This is a genomic window from Clostridium sp. (assembly GCF_034179595.1).
Taxonomy (GTDB): domain Bacteria; phylum Bacillota; class Clostridia; order Clostridiales; family Clostridiaceae; genus Clostridium.
On sequence record NZ_JAXFPT010000045.1, the window covers coordinates 1 to 20,117 of the forward strand.

The following is a 20,117-nucleotide window of genomic DNA, read 5'->3' on the forward strand; positions in this document are numbered from 1 at the left end:
CTTCTTTAAATTTTTCTTTATCATTTAACATAGCATATTTTATTTGAGTAAGTAATCCTGCTAAGTTTGATTTCCACTCATCTACTAAAATACCTTTGTTATCAATCAACTGACAATATAACTTATGAGCTACAGTTATATTCGCATATTGTTCTAAGAAAATATCACTATCTAAGTTACCACTATATCCAGCAAAAGTTTGTATATTTTCTTTTACTCCATTTGATAAACTTTCTTTATAACAATTTATTTTATTTATCTGATAGAAATTATATCCTAATAAAATTATAATAATTCCAAATATAATTATAAACTTTAGTTTCTTCTTCAACCCCACTAACCCCTTTCTTTAATTGAGAATAAATTTTTTACATAAACTGATGTAGCTTTATCAAGATTTCCTGTGTTGGTTTAATCGGTTCAATATTTTTTCTATTTACATCACCAATTGTTCCATGTGATATTTCAAATATATCTGCAATATCTCTATTTGTCATATTTAAAAACCCATTTTCCTTTTTATCATAAACCCACTTTGCCATAGACCACTTTAACTGTTCTTTAGTCAATCTATCAGGTTTGTATTTACAAAGATATTTATGTAAATCAATAGGCTTCTTAGGTGCAATATCTGCTCTCACTTGCTCTTTTTCATAATTAGACACTAATGTATTACTTATCCCAAACTCATCGCCAATTTCTTTTAACGTAGCTTTTATTACACCTTTTTTATTTAGTTCACATAAATATTTTATATTTGCAATTTTTATTTCATCATCATTAAGTACATCTATATGATACTTTTTTATAATTTCTTCAATATCGTCTGGTATAGTCATTCTTATATTTTTATAAATATTATTTTTACAATCCTGTAGCATTTTAAAGTGAGTTTGAAATTCTTTAAATATATCATTATCAGAAATTTTAATAACATTATTTTCTCTTAAAAAAAGAATATATTTAATATGAGATATCTTTTCTTCTGAAAAAATATTAATTGTTGTATTTTCATTTACTCCAATAATATTAGTTATCGGATGACCTTCTTCTTTATATTTTTTTATTAATTTCAACTCATTTTCTAATGCTTCTTTTTCATCTTTAAAATAACTAATTATCTCAACTTTCCAATCATTTAATTTCTTATATAATTCACATTGATAATTTCTTTCTCCATTATAAGCTCTATTATTTTTACCCTTTCCAACATAAAAAATATTTCCTTTAATATCTTTATAAATATAAACATAATATTTGTTACTATCTCTACTCTTCATGTCAAATCCCCTAATCCCTTATTTTTACTTACTTTATAGATATTATAACATAAACTTAATTCTATAATTAAATTATTCAAAATTATAACAAAAATCTTAATAATAAGAATATTTACTTAAATTTATAAATTCTAATACACCAATCATTTTTATGTTTATTTGTTAAATAATAAGTTTTTTAGTAAGATTATAATATAAACTTAATTGTATAATTAGTTTTAATATTAATAAAAAATTATTTTCATAGAAAGTAGGTAATAAAATTGAATACTAAAGAAAAAATAAAAGAAAAACAAAATGATTTATTAATAAGAATTTATGATTTAATCTTAGATACACAAACTCCTGAAGATGAACGTGCTAAATTAATCGAATTTAAAAATGCAGTTGAAAGTGGAAAAGATTTTGAGACTCAAGTGATGAATCTAGCTGAAAATTTGCGACTACTAGCTCTTTATAAATTTAAGTATAAAGAAAACCTCAGTCCAAAGGTTGGTAAACTTTATTTAGATATTCACTCTGTAGGATTATTTGAAAAAAATTTAGCTACAGGCTTATCTGCAACTTTACCTTCTTTTGGATCTTTATTTAAATAAAAAAAGCCACCTTTCAAAGCAAACCTATTTTAATCTGCTTTGAAAAGTAGCTTCTAGCTACATTACTATATTTATAGTATTAGCCTTCCCATCCTTCTGGGAATTCTGCATTGTGGTAAACTTCTTGAACATCATCATCATCTTCAAGTAAGTCAAGCATTTTTTGGAACTTCTTAGCATCTTCTTCATTTAATTCTGAAGTTGTATCTGGAACCATCTTAACTCCAGCTTCTAAGAATTCTATTCCTTGTGATTCTAATGCTTCTCTAACTTCACCAAAGCTATCTGGTTCAGTATAAACAACGAATACTTCATCTTCAGCTTGGAAATCTTCTGCTCCAGCATCTAATGCCATCATCATTACTTCTTCTTCATCTAAATCGCCTTTTTCTATAACGATTTCTCCTTTTTCTTGGAACATGAATCCAACGCAACCTGTTGTACCCATGTTTCCACCACCTTTAGTGAAAGCACTTCTTACATTACCTGCTGATCTATTTTTATTATCTGTTAATACTTCAACTATTACTGCAACTCCTGATGGACCATATCCTTCGTAAACAATTTTTTCATAGTTTACTGCTGATAATTCTCCAGCTGCTTTTTTGATTGATCTTTGTATAGTATCATTAGGCATATTAGCTGCCTTAGCTTTTGCTATTACGTCTCTAAGTTTTGCATTAGACTCAGGACTTGAACCACCGTTCTTTACTGCAACAATTATTTCTTTACCGATTTTTGTGAAAATCTTTCCTCTTTTTGCATCCATTTTACCTTTTTTGGCTTGGATGTTATGCCATTTTGAATGTCCTGACATGTCTATTCCTCCTTACATTTGTTTAAATAATAAAAATTATACCATAAAATTATATCATAAAAAATTATCTTTATTCAATATACCTATTATTCGTATACTTTAATTAAATTAAATCCCTTTAAAAAGTCTATTTTCTTCTTTAAAATATATCCCCTCTTCAGCTTTAGATATAACAGCTTTTCCGTTTGTAGCTTCTGTTACTTCTTTTTCAATAATAGGTGCAACTGTCTTTTCTGCATATATATAAAGCTTAACTTTATCTGCATATTCTGAATCTTCTATATGCCAATTATTTTGTCCACAAAGATATTGTATTTTTCCAATAAGATCATAGTCTATTTCTATTGAAAGTTTAATGCCTTCAACCTTTTCTACAACTCCAGCTGCTTTAAGTGCTATACTTGCCCCTTTTATATATGCTCTAGTAAGACCACCAGCCCCTAGAAGTATTCCTCCAAAGTATCTTGTTACAACAATTGCACAATCCGTTATTCCTTGTTTTTTCATAACTTCTAATATTGGAATACCAGCTGTTCCTTGTGGTTCTCCATCATCAGAATATCTTTGAATTCCATAATTTTGCCCTATAACATAAGCCCAACAATTATGTCTAGCTTGTTTGTGCATACTCTTTATTTCATTAACAAACTCTTTAGCCTCTTCTTCACTTTCAACTCTCTTTGCATATCCAATAAACTCTGATTTTTTCTCTTCAAAGCGATCTTCTCCACGATCTCTAATAGTTATATATGCCATGACTTAAATTCCTCCTTAATTATTCTAAGTCCTTTAATTATACTATCACAATCTGTTTGTGAAAATCCTATCCTAAAAGACCTATCTCCCTCTTCATTTATTCTAAAAAATAATACCCCAGGTGTTATATAAACATGTCTTTTTCTTAATCTATAAAATAATTCTCTTGAAGATATATTGTTATCTTTGATTTCTAAATAGTAATTTAAGCCTCCATTTGCTTTTGTATAACTTACATATTCTGAAAGCTCTTCTTTTATTATCTTTCCCATCAAATCATAGCGTTTCTTATATTCAATAGATAAGTTACGGATATTTTTCCTCCAATCTTTATTTGCAATATAGTATTCTAATGCTCTTTGCATAAGTGTTGAAGTAGTTATATCTGTATTAAACTTAGCTCTTAAAAAATTTTCTCTAAACTTTTCAGGTACTACCATATACCCAAGTCTTATTCCTGGTATGAAAATTTTTGAGAAACTTTTAATATATATAACTCTGTTTTCTTTATCTAAATATTTAAATGGCATATAATTAAACTCATCTTCATAAATAAGTTCTGATAAATAATCATCTTCTACCACATAAAAATCATATTGTTTTGCAAGTTCTAATATCTTTTTCTTTTTTTCTAAGCTATAAGAAACTCCCGTGGGATTTTGAAAATAACTCATAGCATAGAAAAGTGTTATTTTATTCTTTTTTAATATCTCTTCAAATTTTTCTATATTAATCCCATCACTTTCGATTGGAACTTCAAATATATTTGCCCTTCTCCATTTAAAAACCGATAAAGCACCACCATAAGTTGGTTTTTCTACTACTACATTATCATTTATATTAATTAATGCCTTAGAAGCTATATCTATACCTTGCTGAGCACCTGATACAATAATTATATCTTCTGTATTTATATTACCATTCCAAAACACATCATTTATAGTTTGTCTTAAATTTTCATATCCTAAAGTATTTTGAGAAAGTAATATTTCTTCACCATCTCTTTCTAAAACAGTATTTATTATTTCTTTAAAATCTTTTATTGGGAAAAATACTTCTTTTGTTATTTCACCTGTAAAATCAACATAGTCAAAAGTATTATCATTTTTAAGAAGCTTAAATGTTTTTGAGTATTCTTTTCTAAAAGGAGATATTGTTTCTTTTTTCTTTGCAAAGGTTCCACTTCCTACTTTTTGATAAGCAAATCCCTCATTTTTAAGCTTTTTATAACAATTTATAACGGTTATTTTATTTACATTAAGTTTTTCACTAAGCTCTCTAATAGTAGGAAGCTTTTCTCCATCTATTATGCTTCCATTTTCTATTAATTCTTTAAATTTATCAGCAATTTGAATATATTTAGGTATCTCTTCTTTAAATGTAATATTCTTTATACTATTCAAATTATATCATTCCTTATTCTATTCCATAGATATTCTCATCAATTATAAATTTGTTATCTTCATCTATAACCTCTTTACTCATTTTTTTGATTATACCTTTTGCTAAAAGCTTTTTAAGAACTCTCTCTATTTTTATTTTTCTTCCTAAAGAATTGAAGTTTTTGATTATTTCAGCAGAACTTAGATATTCATTGCTATTTTGTAAAACATCAATTATAGCCTTTGAAGCTATTAATATATTTTTTTCAACATATCTATCTATATAATTTATAACTTCTATTATATCTTCTTTGCTTATTCCATTTAATAATCTATTATCTATTAAACTTTTAAATGAGTTATCTAAATTTACTACCATACCAATAGAATCTTTTATTACTGTATATCCATTTAAACTTAAATATAATTTTGAAAAACTATCTAAACTCTTTATCATCATTTCATAAGCTGTATACATTCTATCATTTTGTATATACTTTTTGCATATATTAATTTGCTTTATAAGCTTACTTAAATATTCTAAATTTTCTTCATGAGTACATCCATACTCCCCATAAATAGCCCTATTATATATAATACTTATATTTTCATCTTTTGAAAAAATCATCTTAGAAAATTTTAAAATGCTCTTTGATATTCCTTTACTTCCTTTATTTTCATAAGAATTAATAAATTTCTCTTTACTAATTAATTTAATATGTACTGGAATCCCATTAACTTCCGAGTATATATCTCTTATATCATCAAACTTGTCCTTATGTACAACAAAAAAATCTATATCTGACTCTTCCCACATATCCCCTGAAATAATACTTCCAAATGTAAATACTGCACTTATGTTTTCATTTTCATTTAATTTTTCCATTGTATCATTAAATGCTTTTTGATATTCGATTATTATATTTTTCATTTTTTTAATTTGCCCCCCTCAAAAATTATACTTAAGTTATTTTAATATATTATAACAAAACTGTTTAAATTATTAAAATATTATTTAAAATTAAAAATTCCTGATATAAATTTTTATATCAGGAATTTTCTTAATAAAATATAATTAATTTAATACATTTACTATATATTCTTTAGTTCTATTGTATGCTTCATCATCTACTTCAACAGTAAGTGCTGTTCCTTCATTTACATACTCTTCATTTAATATTCTTCCATTTCTATGAAGGAATGAAACAACATCACCTTTATCATAAGGTATTATATATTCTACCTTTTTTAAGTTGTAAGGAAGCTTTATTTCTATTTTTTCTAATAATTCATCTAAATTTAGTTCTTCTTTTGCTGATATTTTAACTATATCATCATAATAAGAAACATTTTCTTCTATATTATCTATTTGTTCTTTTGTAGCTTTATCAATTTTATTTAAAACTAAAATCGTTTCTTTATCAATTGCTCCAAGTTCTGATAAAACCTCTTCAACAGCTTTTATTTGTTCTAATGCATCATCACTTGATGCATCAACTACATGACATAAAAGATCTGAATATATAACCTCTTCTAATGTAGACTTAAATGCTTCTACTAAATCATGAGGAAGCTTTCTAACAAATCCAACAGTATCTGTTAAAGTTATAAGTCCTTTATTTTTAAGGATTATAGCTCTTGTTGTAATATCTAATGTAGCAAATAGCATATCTGCTTCAAATACTTCTTCTTTATTTCTATTATCTTTTGATGCTGCAATACTACATAATGCATTTCTTAAAGTTGATTTACCTGCATTTGTATATCCAACTAATGATACCTTAGGAATGCTTTCTTTATTTCTTTTTTCTCTTTGAACTTCTCTTGTCTTTTTAATCTTTTTAAGATCTTGATTTAAATCATAAATAGTTTCTCTTATATGTCTTCTATCTGTTTCTAATTTCTTTTCCCCAGGTCCTCTAGTTCCAATACCTCCACCTGTTCTTGAAAGTACTGTTCCAAGCCCTTGAAGTCTACTTAATCTATATTTTAATTGAGCAAGTTCAACCTGTATCTTAGCTTCTTTACTCTTTGCTCTTCTTGCAAATATTTCTAATATTAATGTAGTTCTATCTATTACCTTAGCTCCTATTGCATTTTCAAGGTTTCTAACTTGTGATCCTGAAAGTTCATCATCAAATATAATTACATTTGCTCTTTCTGTTTGTCTTAAATGTGCTATTTCTAAAACCTTTCCTCTACCTATATAAAACGCTGGATCTATCTTATTTCTACCTTGATATACCTTAGTTAAAACTGGTATATCACAAGCTTTAGTAAGTTCTTCAAGTTCTTCTAAGCTCTCTCTTGTATCTGAACCTACTAATATAGCTTTTTCTCCTTCATCTTCTATTACATCATTTTCTTTTATAAGACTTTCAGAGTATCTAATCTTATCTATCATATCTATTGACATTAATTTTTCAAGTGATAAGTTATTTGATTCTTCATATACTAATTTATTATCAAATAAAGTTAAATTAGCTAATGAAAAATCTATAATCTTTCCTTCATATATTCCAACTGCAATAATTGCATCTAATTTAAGCTTTATAAGTGCAGTTAAATCAAGTGCTGAAAGATTACTAAGACCATTTGGATGAGTATGTATAACTCTTGCTCCTGAAAGTCTTTTTTCATGAATATCTAAAATTGGTAGTTCAACTGATGTTGAATCTCCTATAGCAACTGATGTAACTTTTCCTTTTCTATCTATAGCTACACTTATTTCTCTTTCTATTTGAGAAGAAAGTCTAGTTATTATATCAATTATTTCTATATTACAAGCTTCTTGTTTTTGAGTTTTTATACTATATAAGGTATCTAATTCTGCAAGAACTGAATTTCTGATTCCTTCTGTATTTCCTTGTATCATTTAATCACCCTTTTCAAATGTCTATTATTTAATTTGACTTAATTCTATACTAATAAAACTTAATTGTAAACTATGACAATAAATTTACACTTGATTTTTTATTAATAATACAGTACCCTTATTATTAAAAGAAATTTTAATATACATACTTGGAGGTTTTATTTATGGATGATAAAAAACGTAATATTTTATTCTCAGAAGAACAAATTCAAACAAGAATAGCTGAACTTGGAAAAATAATAACTGAAGATTATAAAGATAAAAATCTTTATGTATTATCATTATTAAGAGGAAGCTTTATATATGCAGCTGATTTAGTTAGATATATAGATACTAAGGCAAAAATTGGTTTCATGACAACATCAAGCTACGGAGACAGTGAAACTACTTCTGGAAATGTAAAAGTTGTAAATGATATTCCAGACAATATAGAAGGATATGATGTTTTAATAGTTGACGATATAGTTGATAGCGGTATCACTATGAACTTTGTTGTTGATCATGTAAAAAAACTTGGTGCTAAATCAATAAAAACTTGTGTATTATTAGACAAACCTTCAAGAAGAAAAGTTGAAATAACTCCTGATTATTGTTGCTTCGAAATTGAAGATTTATTCGTGGTAGGTTATGGATTAAACTATGGTGATTACTATAGAAATGTTCCTTATGTTTTCAATTGGGAAACTAAATAATTAGTAAAATAAAAGTGACAAGTGTGTTTATTGCTTGTCACTTTTATTTTTTTAAATCTATAGCTGTATCTGGTATTTCTCCAACTATTATTGTTTCTGAAAGTGGTATTTGCGTCTTAACCTCCATCTCAGTATTATACATAGGTATAACTATTTTTATTCTTGCCTTTAGATTAAGATATATTTTATGCCTAGTTTGATTTATTCCAGCACTTTCAAATACTGAGTCATAACTTGCCTCTACATCTCCAAGCGGTTCCATCTCAACTGTAATTTTAGGTCCTAAATTATAATATATGCTTTTATCAATCATCCAACCAAATGGCACTTCTATTCCTCTTGCTCCAAACTCTTCTAATCTTTCATTACATTTTATACATATCTCTCCAGTTATCTTATTAAGTAATACAGTATTAGCCTGAATTAAATTTATATTATTATCTTTATCTTTACTTATTATTACTATATCTTCTCCTACAACATTTTCATCAAATGTCTCTATACTAACTTTATTAATCATCTTAACAACTTCTGCCTTCATCATAGTTTTTGAAATTTCCAAAACTTCAGGCATAACTTTTCTGTCAAAAATAACTAATAATAGATTAAAAACTACAAAAATGGTGAGAATAATAATTATAAAAGATTTATATGTTTTTTTCCTAGTTCTTGTATAATACTTCATACTGCACCTTTTTTATTGAGTTATTGATTTACTCATATTATAATTATGCTATAGTGGATAATAATATTATTCATTAATTTCAAATTATTGGGAGGAAGAGATGGCAAAAAAACAAGATACAAGTAAAGATAAAAATAATAAAAATAGCCAAGCTTCGGAAGTAAATAATCCAAATTCAGACAAAAAAAAATCTAGAAAGATTTTTAAATGGGTAGGACTTAGTATTTTATTTGGATTTTTAGCCTTAGCGGTAATAAGTGTAGGATATGTAGTTGCAGTAGTAAAAAATACATCTCCTATAGATATAAATAAAGTTGTTAACGTTAATCAAACTCTTCAAGCTTATGATAGTAATGGAGAATTTATAGCATCACTTCACGGCAAACAAGATTATCAAAAAACGACTTCAAGTCAAATACCAAAAAATTTAAAAAATGCAATAGTTGCAGTAGAAGACGAAAGATTTTACGAGCATAAAGGCGTTGATGTTAAAAGAATACTTGGCGCAGTAGCTAATGATGCAATTTATGTTGTAACTGGTAAAGGCGGACTTCAAGGGGCATCTACCTTAACTCAACAATTAGTTAAAAACACAATCTTAACTAATCAGCAAACCATTGAAAGAAAAATAAGCGAAATATATCTTTCATTAAAACTTGAAAAAATGCTTACAAAAGACGAGATTTTAACAGCTTACTTAAATCATTTCCCAGTAGGTGGAATTGCTTATGGTGCTCAAGCTGGTGCTCAGATGTATTTTGATAAAAATGTAGAAGATTTAAGTTTAATACAATGTGCATATCTTGCAGGTGTAACTCAAGCACCTACATCTTATAATGCCTTTACTCCTGCAAATGAAAAAAATCCTAGCACTTATATAAATAGAACAAAAACAGTTTTATCTAAAATGCTAGAACATAATTACATTACTCAAAAAGAATATGATAAAGCAATTAAAGATTTAAATGCTGGAAAACTTGATTTTAAGAAAACTACAAAAGATTACGAACTTCCATATGAAGATTTTATATATCCTGCTGTAGATCAAGTAGAAAAGGATTTAAAAGAAAAGTATAAATATACTGATGAGCAAGTACAAACACTTATACAAACAGGTGGACTTAAAGTATATACAACAATGGATAGAAATTTACAAGACTATACTCAAAACATATTAAATAATTATTATAATTATGGAATTAATGGCTATGATATACTTGATTCAAATGGTATACCTTTACTGCAAGCATCAGCAACAGTTACAGATTATAAAACTGGTAAAGTTATTGCTATGGTTGGAGGTAGAGGAAAACAAGGAGCAAGATCTCTTAACAGAGCTTATAGTTCCCTTAGATCAGTAGGGTCTTCAATAAAACCACTTACTGTTTATGGTCCAGCTATAGATACTAAAAAAGCAACTGCAGCAACTGTAATCGATGATGCTCCAATTCCAAAATCAGTATCATCATATAGCCCTAAAAATTCACCAGATACTTATCAAGGATTAATTCCAATTAGAGAATCTTTAAGATTATCTAGTAATGTAGGTTCTGTTCAAACTCAACTTATGGTTGGTGATTCTACTTCATTAGCTTATGGTGAAAAGTTTGGAATTAAATTTAACAATAATTCTAAAAATGCATCTACTTATGCATTAGGTCAATTCGATAATTCACCAAGTGATCCTGATGGAGCTAATACTTATATCATGTCATCAGCTATAGGAACATTTGGTAATAACGGTATTTATGTTAAACCTATGCTATATACTAGAGTTGAAGATCAAAATGGAAATGTAATATTAGAAAATAAAAAGCAAGAAGAAAGAGTATTCTCACCTCAAGCTGCTTATATAGTATATGATATGCTTAAAGGGCCTTTAACTTATAATGCACAAAGAGCTAATTTAGGTTATATGCCAGCTGCAGGTAAAACAGGTACTTCTTCTCAAAGCAAAGATTATTGGTTTGTTGGTTTAACACCTCACTTAAGCGGAGCTGTTTGGGTAGGTTATGATAATCAAACATCAATTAAAGGCGGAGGTTCTGGTAAAACTGCTTCTAACCTTTGGGGATTAATAATGAGAAAAGCTAATGAAGGATTAACTACAGACGACATTAAAAAACCTTCTGGTATAGTTGAAGTTGAGGTATGTAAAGACTCAGGATTACTTGCAACAGATCTTTGCAAAAATGATCCTAGAGGTGATAGAACTCATACTGAAATGTTTATAGCTGGTACTGAGCCAAAAAGTTATTGTGAAACTCATGTAAATGCTGAAGTTAATCGTATTAATGGCTCACTTGCTACAGATAACACACCAGCATATTTAAAATACAGTAAAATTTTCATAAAAAAAGAACATCCAAATAGTGTAACTGCAGATTATAATTATGTGTTGCCATCTTCATATGATAATAATGTATCAACAGGAGCAACTAATAATAGCAATTCTCATACTAATAATACTACTAATACTGATAATTCTCATGTTAGCAATGCTAATACTAATGATTCTCATGCTAATAATGCTAGAACTAATATCAAAGATAGTATAACTAATACACTTAGAAGTTTAAATGACAAACCAAGCAAAGATAATTCTAATAAAAATACTACTAATAATTCAGAGAATAAAACACAAAATGATTCTCATGAAAACAAAAATAATTAATTTTAAAATAACCATTACAATTGTAATGGTTATTTTTATTTCACCTATGATTTTTTGCGAATGTATTCTTGCAATAAAATATTTTTTTTAAATATTTTTCATTATTTTATCAGTTTTATAAAATAAATATGAATTTTTTAATTTGTATTCTTGCATTTTTTTGAATGTTACTGTAAAATAAATACATCGTAATATTTATAATAATTTAGGAGGGATAAAAATGGAGTTATTAAATAATATTATTTTACAGATTAATGATTTCTTATGGACTTATATTCTAATAGCACTTTTATTAATCTTAGGGATTTACTTTTCGTTTAAAACTAAATTTGTACAATTTAGGTACATAAAGGAAATGTTTAGATTACTTGGAGATGGAATTTCTTCTAAAAAAGATGGTAGTGTTTCTTCTTTCCAAGCATTTTGTATTAGTACAGCTTCAAGAGTTGGTACTGGAAATTTAGCAGGTATAGCCATTGCAATATCAATTGGCGGTCCTGGCGCAATATTTTGGATGTGGCTTATAGCATTTATAGGTTCTGCTTCAAGTTTTGTTGAATCAACTTTAGCTCAAATATATAAACAAAAAAATGATGATGGTTCATTTAGAGGGGGTCCTTCTTATTATATTGAAAAAGGACTAAACAAAAAATGGATGGGAATATTATTCTCAATTCTTATAACTATTACTTTTGGATTAATATTTAACTCTGTTCAATCAAATACTATAACTTTAGCATTTAATAATGCATTTGGTACTGGTAGATTAATTGTAGGTATTGTTTTAACTTTAATCACTATGTTCGCAATATTTGGTGGAGTTCATAGAATAGCAAAAATTTCTGAAGTTTTAGTTCCAATAATGGCATTAGCTTATATTGCTGTTGCAATCTTTACATTAATAATAAATATAACTGAAATACCTTCAGTTATAAAATTAATATTTGAAAATGCTTTTGGTATAAAAGAATTTGCAGGTGGTACATTAGGTGCTACTATGCTTATGGGAATTAAGAGAGGTCTTTTCTCTAATGAAGCTGGTATGGGTAGTTCTCCAAATGCGGCTGCAACTGCTGATGTAACTCACCCTGTTAAGCAAGGACTTATTCAAACTCTTGGAGTATTTACAGATACAATACTTATTTGTAGCTGTACTGCATTTATAATTCTTTTATCTGGTATTGATTTTACAGATACATCAATTTCTGGAATTCAAATTACTCAAAAAGCTTTAAGTGCTCAAGTTGGATCATGGGGAAATTATTTTATAGCTATATGCATACTTTTATTCGCATTTAGTTCAATAGTTGGTAACTATTACTATGGAGAATCTAATATAGAATTCTTAACAGAAAAAAAATCTTATTTATTTGTATATAGAATTTTCGTTGTATTTATGGTATTCTTTGGATCAATCGCAGAAGTTGAAGTAGTTTGGAACTTAGCTGATGTATTCATGGGACTTATGGCTATAATAAACTTAGTTGCTATAACATTACTTAGTAAACAAGCTTTTTTAGCATTACAAGATTATGCAGAACAAAAAAGATCAGGTATCAAAGAACCTTTATTTAAGGCATCTTCAATACCAGGACTTAAAAATGTTTCTGAATGGGATTAAAAAAAGCAGGTATTTAAATACCTGCTTTTTATTATATTTTGTTATAATTGTAAAGAAAACATTTTATGTACTTTTTTAACTAGTTGCATTATATATTAACATTGTTATAATTAACCACAACATCAGTATATTTCATAAAATTATTATAGTATAATAACCTTAAGCAATGGATTTGTTGCTTAGGGGAGGTTATTTTATGAGTTTATCAAGATTAATAGAAGAAAAAAGAAATGAAAAAAGAAAAGAACAAATGAAAAAAGAATACAAGAAAACTGCTAAAACATTAGCCGCTGGTGTAACTGTTGGTGCTCTTGCTGGAACTTTAGGTGGTGTTTTACTTGCTCCTAAATCTGGTAAAGAAACTATAAGTGATATAAAAGGTGTAGCTAAAGATGTAAATAGTAAAGTAAAATCTAAAGCTAACACAGCTAAAAATGACATTTCAGAAGCTAAGGCAAAAATAAAACAATATTTAAATAATAAAGAAGCAAAAATAAATGAAGAAATTCATTATATAAAAGATATAGATAAAAATAATTCTGAAGAAAATGAAGAAAATAATGAATCTTTAAAGGACAATAATTAATGTATATAAATATAGTTGATTTGTTCTGGATTCTTGTCGCCATATTAGGAGTTGTAGCATTAGTAATTTTAATATTAGCTTTATTAAAGCTTTTCAACATTCTAAAAAAAGTAGATATAATTTTAGATGAAAACAAAAAAAATCTTGATACTACCTTAACTAATGTTAAAGACATTTCAGATAGTATTAAAGATATCAGCGATGTTGCTACAGAAGCTACAGCTGATGCAATAGTTGCAAAAGAAAATTTAACAAATCATCTTAACACAATAAAAGATATTGCAAGCATAGCTACAAATGTGTTTTTAGCTAAAAAATAAGTGGAATAATTTTATTCCACTTATTTTTTTAGCCCTATTTCAGCTTTTAACTTTTCTTCTAAATCATTTCCACCAATTTTTTTTATAAGATTAAGATATAATTCTAAAGTTCCCATCATATTTGTACTTAACATTAACTTTCCGTTATCTATGTAATTTGTATCTACTAATCTAAAATTTTTATTTTCTATATCTAGATTATTAGTCCACTCTCCTACTGGAACCAAAACTCCCTTTAACTCTTTAGAACTTGCTAAATAATAAATCCCTTCATTAAGAGCACAAATAAAATCACATTCATTATAGTGATTTAATATATTTTTGATTATCTTTTGGTTATTCTCTTTTGAAAGTACACAATTGCTACCTGGAATTATTAATACATTAAGTTTTCTTTTATCTTGATTTTTATTTACAGATACCCTAATATTTTCTGCAATATTTAGCTCATTACTTGTACTTATTTCATAGATATTAAATCTCTTTTTTCCAATTATAGAATTAGATTTTTCAAATAACTCTTTTGCCATACTATAATCTAACATGTCCATATTATCCATCATAATAATTCCTATGTTAGTAATTGTACCTTTATCAAAGTTTAAAAACTCATCTTTTGTAAGTCTTATTGTTATTTTGCCATTAGACTTTCTTAATTCTTCAAAGCCTAATTTTGTTGCCATTCTTTCGCCTTCTGGAGTTATTATGTTATCCATAATTATTTCTCCACCAAACTCTATAAAATAGTATTCAAGAAGTAATCTAATTGCCTCTTCTCCATACCCTCTGTTTCTATATTTTGAATAAACCTTTATATTAAAGCGTGCTATTTTAGTTACAGAATCATATCCATGAAAACTAACTTCACCTACAGGTTTATCTTCATTATTATATATAAGACAATAAAAATTATTACCATCTGTTGGAAGAACCATCTTTTTATAAAACATCTCCCATTTATTTTCCGAAAAATCAAATACTCCTCCGATATCTTTCATAGTATCTCTATCTGCCCAAAGTTCCCTAACAAATTCTAACTCTTCATATTCGGGTTGTTTTATATATACATTCTTGCCATTTCTTCTATACAGTGTTTCTCTTAGATCCATATAATCACCTTATTAATAATTTACCCTTCTATATTGTAAATATTTATCTCTTCTTATTATAACAAATTTTTGACAATTTCATATATATTCATTTACTTTTTATTGTTCTATACGAATTTTATATTTAAGTAAATTATGGAATATATTTTTACCAACTTTTTCAAAAATTTAATTATATTCTTTTTCTCTTAGTATTACTAAACTTTTTTTACTACTTTTTTAAACCCAGATTTTTAAAAATCCTCTATATCCCTTTAATAATAAGGAATCTAATTAAAAATTTTTCTTATTTTTTTATTAAACATATTGATTTTTTTTAATATAATAATTATAATTAGATTTGTTTGTTTAGTAATCTTAAACTTTATGTTTAGTATCGGTGATATTTAAAACAAAAAAGGTGGTGTGAAGAAGTGGAAATTGGAGATAAAATTAGAAGTCTTAGAATTGCTAAAGGACTTACTCAAGAAGAACTAGCTAATAGATGCGAATTATCTAAAGGCTTTATTTCTCAAGTTGAGAATGATTTAACTTCCCCATCTATTGCTACTTTAGTAGATATTTTAGAAATTTTAGGAACTAATTTAAATGAATTTTTCAGTGAAAATTCTGAAGAAAGAATTACTTATAAAAATGATGATATGTTTGAAACTGAAGATAAAGATTTAAAATATAGTTTAAAATGGTTAGTTCCAAGTTCTCAAAAAAATGATATGGAACCCATTATGTTAACCTTAGAACCTAATGGTAGATATATAGAGGAAGAACCTCATGAGGGAGAAGAATTTGGATTTGTTCTAAATGGAAGTATTATTCTTCATTTAGGTGATAAAACTTATAAAGTAAAAAAAGGAGAAAGTTTTTACTTTAAACCTAAAGCAAATCATTACCTTTCAAATCCAGGAAAAACAATTGCAAAAGTAATTTGGATAACTACTCCCCCATCCTTTTAATAAGTTTTAATTTAAATTCTAGAAAGAGGTGTTTGTTATGATTAATGATAACATTCTAATGTTAAAAGGTGTAAGCAAAAAATATGAAGATAATGAAGTTTTAAAAACACTTGACCTTAATATAAAGAAAAACGAATTTTTAACTTTATTAGGTCCAAGCGGTTGTGGTAAAACAACTACATTAAAAATAATAGCAGGTTTTGAAACTGCAGATAGTGGAAAGGTTATATTTGATGATAAAGATATGGCAAGTTTTCCACCTAATAAAAGACCTGTAAATACAGTATTCCAAAAGTATGCTCTATTTCCTCATATGAATGTATATGACAATATAGCATTTGGATTAAAACTTAAAAAAACACCTAAAGAAGAAATTAAAAAAAAGGTAACTGAAATGCTTAAATTAGTTGCACTTAGTGGTTTTGAAAAAAGAAGAATAGAATCATTAAGTGGTGGGCAACAACAAAGAGTTGCAATTGCAAGAGCACTAGTTAATGAACCTGAAGTTTTACTTCTTGATGAGCCTTTAGGTGCATTAGACTTAAAGCTTAGAAAAGAGATGCAAATTGAACTTAAAAAAATCCAACAAAGATTAGGTATAACTTTCATATTTGTAACTCACGATCAAGAAGAAGCCTTAACAATGTCAGATACAATAGTTGTAATGAATAAGGGAGTTATTCAACAAATGGGATCTCCTCAAGATATATACAATGAACCTGCTAATGCTTTTGTTGCTGACTTTATTGGAGAAAGTAATATAGTAGATGGAATAATGCATGATGATTTTAAAACTGAATTTTGTGGAAGAATATTCGATAGCGTAGATAAAGGTTTTGATAAAAATGAAGTAGTTGATATAGTTGTTAGACCTGAAGATATAAAAATCGTTAAAGCTGAAGAAGGTATGCTTAAAGCAAAGGTTATATCTGTTATATTTAAGGGAGTTCACTATGAAATAGAAATAGAACTTGAACATTGTGATAAAAAGTGGATTATACACAATACTAAGTCTGCAGAAGTAAATTCAATTATAGGAATAGATATATTCCCAGAAGATATTCATGTAATGAAAAAGGTGACAGAAAATGAATAATAAAAAAAATTTTATAGCTTATCCATACATAGTATGGAGTGCTTTATTTATAGTGATTCCTTTACTAATGATATTATTTTTTAGTTTTACAATTGATTCTGGTTCAGGTTATAGATTTTCAACAGAAAATTTCCAAAGACTTATGAATCCACAATATATTGCAATATTTAGTCGTTCGCTTGTTTTGGCTATAATTTCAACTATAATTTGTCTACTTATAGGCTATCCAGTAGCTTATATTATTTCAAAATTACCAGAACATAGACGTAATTTACTTATTATGCTATTTATATTGCCAATGTGGATGAATTTCTTACTTAGAACATATGCATGGCTACCTATATTAGGTAAAAACGGTATTATAAATAACTTTTTAGGACTTTTTGGTATAGAGCCAATTCAATTCCTTTATACAAATGGAGCTATCTTACTTGGTATGGTATATAATTTCTTACCATTTATGATATTACCTATATATACAGTATTATCTAAATTAGATCAAAACCTAGTAAATGCAGCATATGATCTTGGTGCAACTAGAAGACAAACATTTGTAAAAGTTATATTTCCACTTAGTATTCCTGGAGTAATATCAGGTATAACAATGGTGTTTATGCCTGCCGTTTCAACATTTGTTATTTCAAGACTTTTAGGTGGCGGAAAAGAAATGTTAATTGGTAATGTTATAGAACAACAATTTACAACTATGAGTGACTGGCACTTTGGATCAGCACTAGCTATTATATTAATGATCTTAATATTAATATCAATGGCATTAATGTCAAGATTTGATGGTGAACAAAGCGAAGGTGGTGGCCGTTTATGGTAAATAAATTTGAAAGATTCATAAAAAGATTTTATTTAATCATAATTTTTATATTTTTATACGCACCTATTGTTACTTTGATGGTATATTCTTTTAACGATTCAAAGTCAATGGGAAGATGGAACGGATTTACTTTTAAATGGTATGCAGAATTACTTCATAATGATTCTTTAATAGAAGCACTATACTACACTATCTTAATTGCACTTATAGCTTCTATAATAGCAACTATTGTAGGTACACTTACAGCTATTGGTATAAATAACATGAGAGGCAAAAGAAAATCACTTTTATTAAGTGTAAATAATTTACCTATAATAAATCCAGATATAGTAACTGGTGTTGCTTTAATGAGTTTATTTATATTCTTAAGATTTAATTTTGGATTTAAAACAATGTTACTTGCTCATATATCTTTTGATATTCCATATGTAATATTATCTGTGCTTCCAAAATTAAGACAACTTCCAGACAATACTATAGAAGCTGCTATGGACCTTGGTGCTACTCCTTTGTATGCACTTAGAAAAGTTATAATTCCTCAAATAAAGCCTGGAATTTTTGCAGGATTTTTAATGGCATTTACTATGTCAATTGATGATTTTGTAATTAGTTTCTTTACTACAGGACCTGGTGTTACAAATCTTTCAATTGAAATCTACTCAATGGCAAGAAGAGGTATTAAACCTGAAATCAATGCACTTTCTACATTAATGTTTTTAACAGTACTAATACTATTATTAATAGCTAATAGAAAGAAAAAAGTAGAGGTGAATTAAATGAAAAAATTTAAACTTCTTAGTGTATTAGGCTTAAGTGCAGCACTTGTTGTAGGATTATTTACAGGTTGCGGAAATAAAGTAGATACATCTAATACAAAACAGCTTAATGTTTATAACTGTGGAGATTACATAGACCCTGAATTAGTAACTAAATTTGAAAAAGAAACTGGTATTAAAGTAAATTATAATACTTATGATACTAATGAAACTATGTATTCAAAATTAAAAGATGGATCTAGTAGTTATGATATAGCAGTACCATCTGACTACATGATTGAAAGAATGATTAAAGAAAATCTTTTAGAAAAGATAGACTTTAAAAATATTCCAAACTACAAATATATAGGAAGTGAGTTTAAGCATCTTCCTTTTGATCCTAAAGATGAATACTCTGTTCCTTATATGTGGGGTACTATAGGTATAGTATATAATACTAAAATGGTTAAAAAGCCTGTAGATAGTTGGAATATACTTTGGGATAAGGATTATAAAGGCCAAATCGTAATGTTTGATTCTATAAGAGATGCTATGGGAGTTTCACTTAAAAGACTTGGATATTCTTTTAATTCAACAGATCCAAAGCAAATAGATGAAGCTGCTGATGCTTTAAGGGAAGAAAAGCCTTTAGTTCAAGCATATATGGTTGATGAAGTAAAAGATGCTATGATAAGTGGTGAAGCTGCAATTGCTCCTGTTTGGTCAGGTGATGCTAAATATATAATGGATGAAAATCCTGATATAAAATTTGTAATCCCTAAAGAAGGGACTAATAAATGGTTTGACTCATTAGTTATTCCTAAGGGAGCAAAAAACAAAACAGAAGCTGAACAATTTATAAACTTCTTATGCGACCCTGAAAATGCACTTCAAAATGTTGAGTATATAGGTTATCAAACACCTAATACTAAAGCTTTTGAAATGTTGCCACAAAGTGTAAAGGATGAATATCCAACAGAAAAAGAACTTAAAAATGCTGAAGTACTTAAAAATTTAGATCGTAAAACATTATTAGAATATAATGATGCATGGATTAAAGTACGTTCTTAGAAAAAAAGCCAATCAATAAT

General features: G+C 27.2%; 20 protein-coding genes. 11 read left to right on the forward strand and 9 right to left on the reverse strand.

The window, feature by feature from the left end; genetic code table 11:
- Together SPJ33_RS04775 and SPJ33_RS04780 are read right to left on the reverse strand one after the other, a co-directional pair.
- A partial coding sequence (locus SPJ33_RS04775) for a hypothetical protein (protein WP_321116827.1) occupies positions 1 to 331 on the reverse strand: 331 nt, incomplete at its 3' end.
- Positions 332 to 368: 37 nt separating this feature from the next.
- A complete protein-coding gene (locus SPJ33_RS04780; protein WP_321116828.1) occupies positions 369 to 1,280 on the reverse strand; it encodes a GIY-YIG nuclease family protein in 912 nt (303 codons plus the stop codon).
- Positions 1,281 to 1,543: 263 nt separating this feature from the next.
- Between SPJ33_RS04780 and SPJ33_RS04785 the strand changes: the two genes are divergently transcribed.
- A complete protein-coding gene (locus tag SPJ33_RS04785; protein ID WP_321116829.1) occupies positions 1,544 to 1,876 on the forward strand; it encodes a bacteriocin immunity protein in 333 nt (110 codons plus the stop codon).
- Between the two features lie 79 nt (positions 1,877 to 1,955).
- Here SPJ33_RS04785 and SPJ33_RS04790 read toward each other — a convergent pair whose 3' ends face one another.
- The 5 genes from SPJ33_RS04790 to hflX form a co-directional block, all read right to left on the reverse strand.
- Entirely contained in the window at positions 1,956 to 2,693 is a 738-nt protein-coding gene (locus SPJ33_RS04790) for a YebC/PmpR family DNA-binding transcriptional regulator (protein ID WP_321116830.1), read from the reverse strand.
- A 108-nt stretch (positions 2,694 to 2,801) separates the two neighbouring features.
- Positions 2,802 to 3,449, reverse strand: coding sequence for a YigZ family protein (locus tag SPJ33_RS04795; protein ID WP_321116831.1), 648 nt, complete (start codon positions 3,447 to 3,449; stop codon positions 2,802 to 2,804).
- A complete protein-coding gene (locus SPJ33_RS04800; RefSeq protein ID WP_321116832.1) occupies positions 3,437 to 4,852 on the reverse strand; it encodes a PLP-dependent aminotransferase family protein in 1,416 nt (471 codons plus the stop codon). Before SPJ33_RS04800 ends, SPJ33_RS04795 begins: the two co-directional genes overlap by 13 nt.
- Before the next feature lie 13 nt (positions 4,853 to 4,865).
- On the reverse strand, positions 4,866 to 5,762 hold the full coding sequence (locus tag SPJ33_RS04805) for a nucleotidyltransferase domain-containing protein (protein ID WP_321116833.1): 897 nt from the start codon (positions 5,760 to 5,762) through the stop codon (positions 4,866 to 4,868).
- A gap of 144 nt (positions 5,763 to 5,906) precedes the next feature.
- Positions 5,907 to 7,706, reverse strand: coding sequence for a GTPase HflX (hflX, locus tag SPJ33_RS04810; protein ID WP_321116834.1), 1,800 nt, complete (start codon positions 7,704 to 7,706; stop codon positions 5,907 to 5,909).
- A 164-nt stretch (positions 7,707 to 7,870) separates the two neighbouring features.
- Between hflX and hpt the strand changes: the two genes are divergently transcribed.
- Positions 7,871 to 8,398, forward strand: a complete 528-nt coding sequence (hpt, locus tag SPJ33_RS04815) for a hypoxanthine phosphoribosyltransferase (RefSeq protein ID WP_321116835.1) — start codon at positions 7,871 to 7,873, stop codon at positions 8,396 to 8,398.
- A 43-nt stretch (positions 8,399 to 8,441) separates the two neighbouring features.
- On the opposite strand, the gene yunB is transcribed toward hpt, so the two are convergent.
- Positions 8,442 to 9,083, reverse strand: coding sequence for a sporulation protein YunB (yunB, locus tag SPJ33_RS04820; protein ID WP_321116836.1), 642 nt, complete (start codon positions 9,081 to 9,083; stop codon positions 8,442 to 8,444).
- A gap of 100 nt (positions 9,084 to 9,183) precedes the next feature.
- Between yunB and SPJ33_RS04825 the strand changes: the two genes are divergently transcribed.
- From SPJ33_RS04825 to SPJ33_RS04840, 4 genes are all read left to right on the forward strand, one after another.
- Positions 9,184 to 11,757 carry a PBP1A family penicillin-binding protein gene (locus tag SPJ33_RS04825; protein ID WP_321116837.1) on the forward strand — a complete coding sequence of 858 codons (2,574 nt, stop codon included), beginning with the start codon at positions 9,184 to 9,186 and terminating at the stop codon, positions 11,755 to 11,757.
- A 220-nt stretch (positions 11,758 to 11,977) separates the two neighbouring features.
- On the forward strand, positions 11,978 to 13,378 hold the full coding sequence (locus SPJ33_RS04830) for an alanine/glycine:cation symporter family protein (protein WP_321116838.1): 1,401 nt from the start codon (positions 11,978 to 11,980) through the stop codon (positions 13,376 to 13,378).
- A 196-nt stretch (positions 13,379 to 13,574) separates the two neighbouring features.
- Positions 13,575 to 13,964 carry a YtxH domain-containing protein gene (locus SPJ33_RS04835; RefSeq protein ID WP_321116839.1) on the forward strand — a complete coding sequence of 130 codons (390 nt, stop codon included), beginning with the start codon at positions 13,575 to 13,577 and terminating at the stop codon, positions 13,962 to 13,964.
- A 20-nt stretch (positions 13,965 to 13,984) separates the two neighbouring features.
- Complete coding sequence (locus tag SPJ33_RS04840) at positions 13,985 to 14,284, forward strand: hypothetical protein (protein WP_321116840.1); 300 nt, start codon at positions 13,985 to 13,987, stop codon at positions 14,282 to 14,284.
- Between the two features lie 20 nt (positions 14,285 to 14,304).
- Here SPJ33_RS04840 and SPJ33_RS04845 read toward each other — a convergent pair whose 3' ends face one another.
- Positions 14,305 to 15,393 carry a GNAT family N-acetyltransferase gene (locus SPJ33_RS04845; protein ID WP_321116841.1) on the reverse strand — a complete coding sequence of 363 codons (1,089 nt, stop codon included), beginning with the start codon at positions 15,391 to 15,393 and terminating at the stop codon, positions 14,305 to 14,307.
- A 413-nt stretch (positions 15,394 to 15,806) separates the two neighbouring features.
- Here SPJ33_RS04845 and SPJ33_RS04850 point away from each other — a divergent pair, with 413 nt between their 5' ends.
- Genes SPJ33_RS04850 through SPJ33_RS04870 form a run of 5 tightly spaced genes read left to right on the forward strand, consistent with a single transcriptional unit; the run spans position 15,807 to position 20,097 of the window.
- Positions 15,807 to 16,346, forward strand: a complete 540-nt coding sequence (locus tag SPJ33_RS04850; protein ID WP_321116842.1) for an XRE family transcriptional regulator — start codon at positions 15,807 to 15,809, stop codon at positions 16,344 to 16,346.
- A gap of 37 nt (positions 16,347 to 16,383) precedes the next feature.
- The gene (gene potA, locus SPJ33_RS04855) at positions 16,384 to 17,442 is read left to right on the forward strand and encodes a spermidine/putrescine ABC transporter ATP-binding protein (RefSeq protein WP_321116843.1); all 1,059 of its coding nucleotides are present in this window, start codon (positions 16,384 to 16,386) and stop codon (positions 17,440 to 17,442) included.
- Positions 17,435 to 18,271: an ABC transporter permease gene (locus SPJ33_RS04860; protein ID WP_321116844.1), complete on the forward strand. Its 837-nt coding sequence runs from the start codon at positions 17,435 to 17,437 to the stop codon at positions 18,269 to 18,271. The genes potA and SPJ33_RS04860 overlap by 8 nt, the downstream gene beginning before the upstream one ends.
- On the forward strand, positions 18,265 to 19,047 hold the full coding sequence (locus tag SPJ33_RS04865) for an ABC transporter permease (protein ID WP_321116845.1): 783 nt from the start codon (positions 18,265 to 18,267) through the stop codon (positions 19,045 to 19,047). Before SPJ33_RS04860 ends, SPJ33_RS04865 begins: the two co-directional genes overlap by 7 nt.
- A complete protein-coding gene (locus tag SPJ33_RS04870; protein ID WP_321116846.1) occupies positions 19,048 to 20,097 on the forward strand; it encodes a spermidine/putrescine ABC transporter substrate-binding protein in 1,050 nt (349 codons plus the stop codon).
- The last annotated feature ends 20 nt before the right edge of the window (positions 20,098 to 20,117 follow it).

Bases quoted from the DNA above. Each gene is read 5' to 3' on its own strand.
- SPJ33_RS04825 (WP_321116837.1), top strand. From the start codon at position 9,184: ATGGCAAAAAAACAAGATACAAGTAAAGATAAAAATAATAAAAATAGC.
- SPJ33_RS04865 (WP_321116845.1), top strand. From the start codon at position 18,265: ATGGTAAATAAATTTGAAAGATTCATAAAAAGATTTTATTTAATCATA.
- SPJ33_RS04790 (WP_321116830.1), bottom strand. From the start codon at position 2,693: ATGTCAGGACATTCAAAATGGCATAACATCCAAGCCAAAAAAGGTAAA.
- hflX (WP_321116834.1), bottom strand. From the start codon at position 7,706: ATGATACAAGGAAATACAGAAGGAATCAGAAATTCAGTTCTTGCAGAA.
- SPJ33_RS04830 (WP_321116838.1), top strand. From the start codon at position 11,978: ATGGAGTTATTAAATAATATTATTTTACAGATTAATGATTTCTTATGG.
- SPJ33_RS04835 (WP_321116839.1), top strand. From the start codon at position 13,575: ATGAGTTTATCAAGATTAATAGAAGAAAAAAGAAATGAAAAAAGAAAA.
- SPJ33_RS04870 (WP_321116846.1), top strand. From the start codon at position 19,048: ATGAAAAAATTTAAACTTCTTAGTGTATTAGGCTTAAGTGCAGCACTT.
- potA (WP_321116843.1), top strand. From the start codon at position 16,384: ATGATTAATGATAACATTCTAATGTTAAAAGGTGTAAGCAAAAAATAT.
- yunB (WP_321116836.1), bottom strand. From the start codon at position 9,083: ATGAAGTATTATACAAGAACTAGGAAAAAAACATATAAATCTTTTATA.
- SPJ33_RS04780 (WP_321116828.1), bottom strand. From the start codon at position 1,280: ATGAAGAGTAGAGATAGTAACAAATATTATGTTTATATTTATAAAGAT.
- SPJ33_RS04860 (WP_321116844.1), top strand. From the start codon at position 17,435: ATGAATAATAAAAAAAATTTTATAGCTTATCCATACATAGTATGGAGT.
- SPJ33_RS04795 (WP_321116831.1), bottom strand. From the start codon at position 3,449: ATGGCATATATAACTATTAGAGATCGTGGAGAAGATCGCTTTGAAGAG.
- hpt (WP_321116835.1), top strand. From the start codon at position 7,871: ATGGATGATAAAAAACGTAATATTTTATTCTCAGAAGAACAAATTCAA.
- SPJ33_RS04845 (WP_321116841.1), bottom strand. From the start codon at position 15,393: ATGGATCTAAGAGAAACACTGTATAGAAGAAATGGCAAGAATGTATAT.
- SPJ33_RS04805 (WP_321116833.1), bottom strand. From the start codon at position 5,762: ATGAAAAATATAATAATCGAATATCAAAAAGCATTTAATGATACAATG.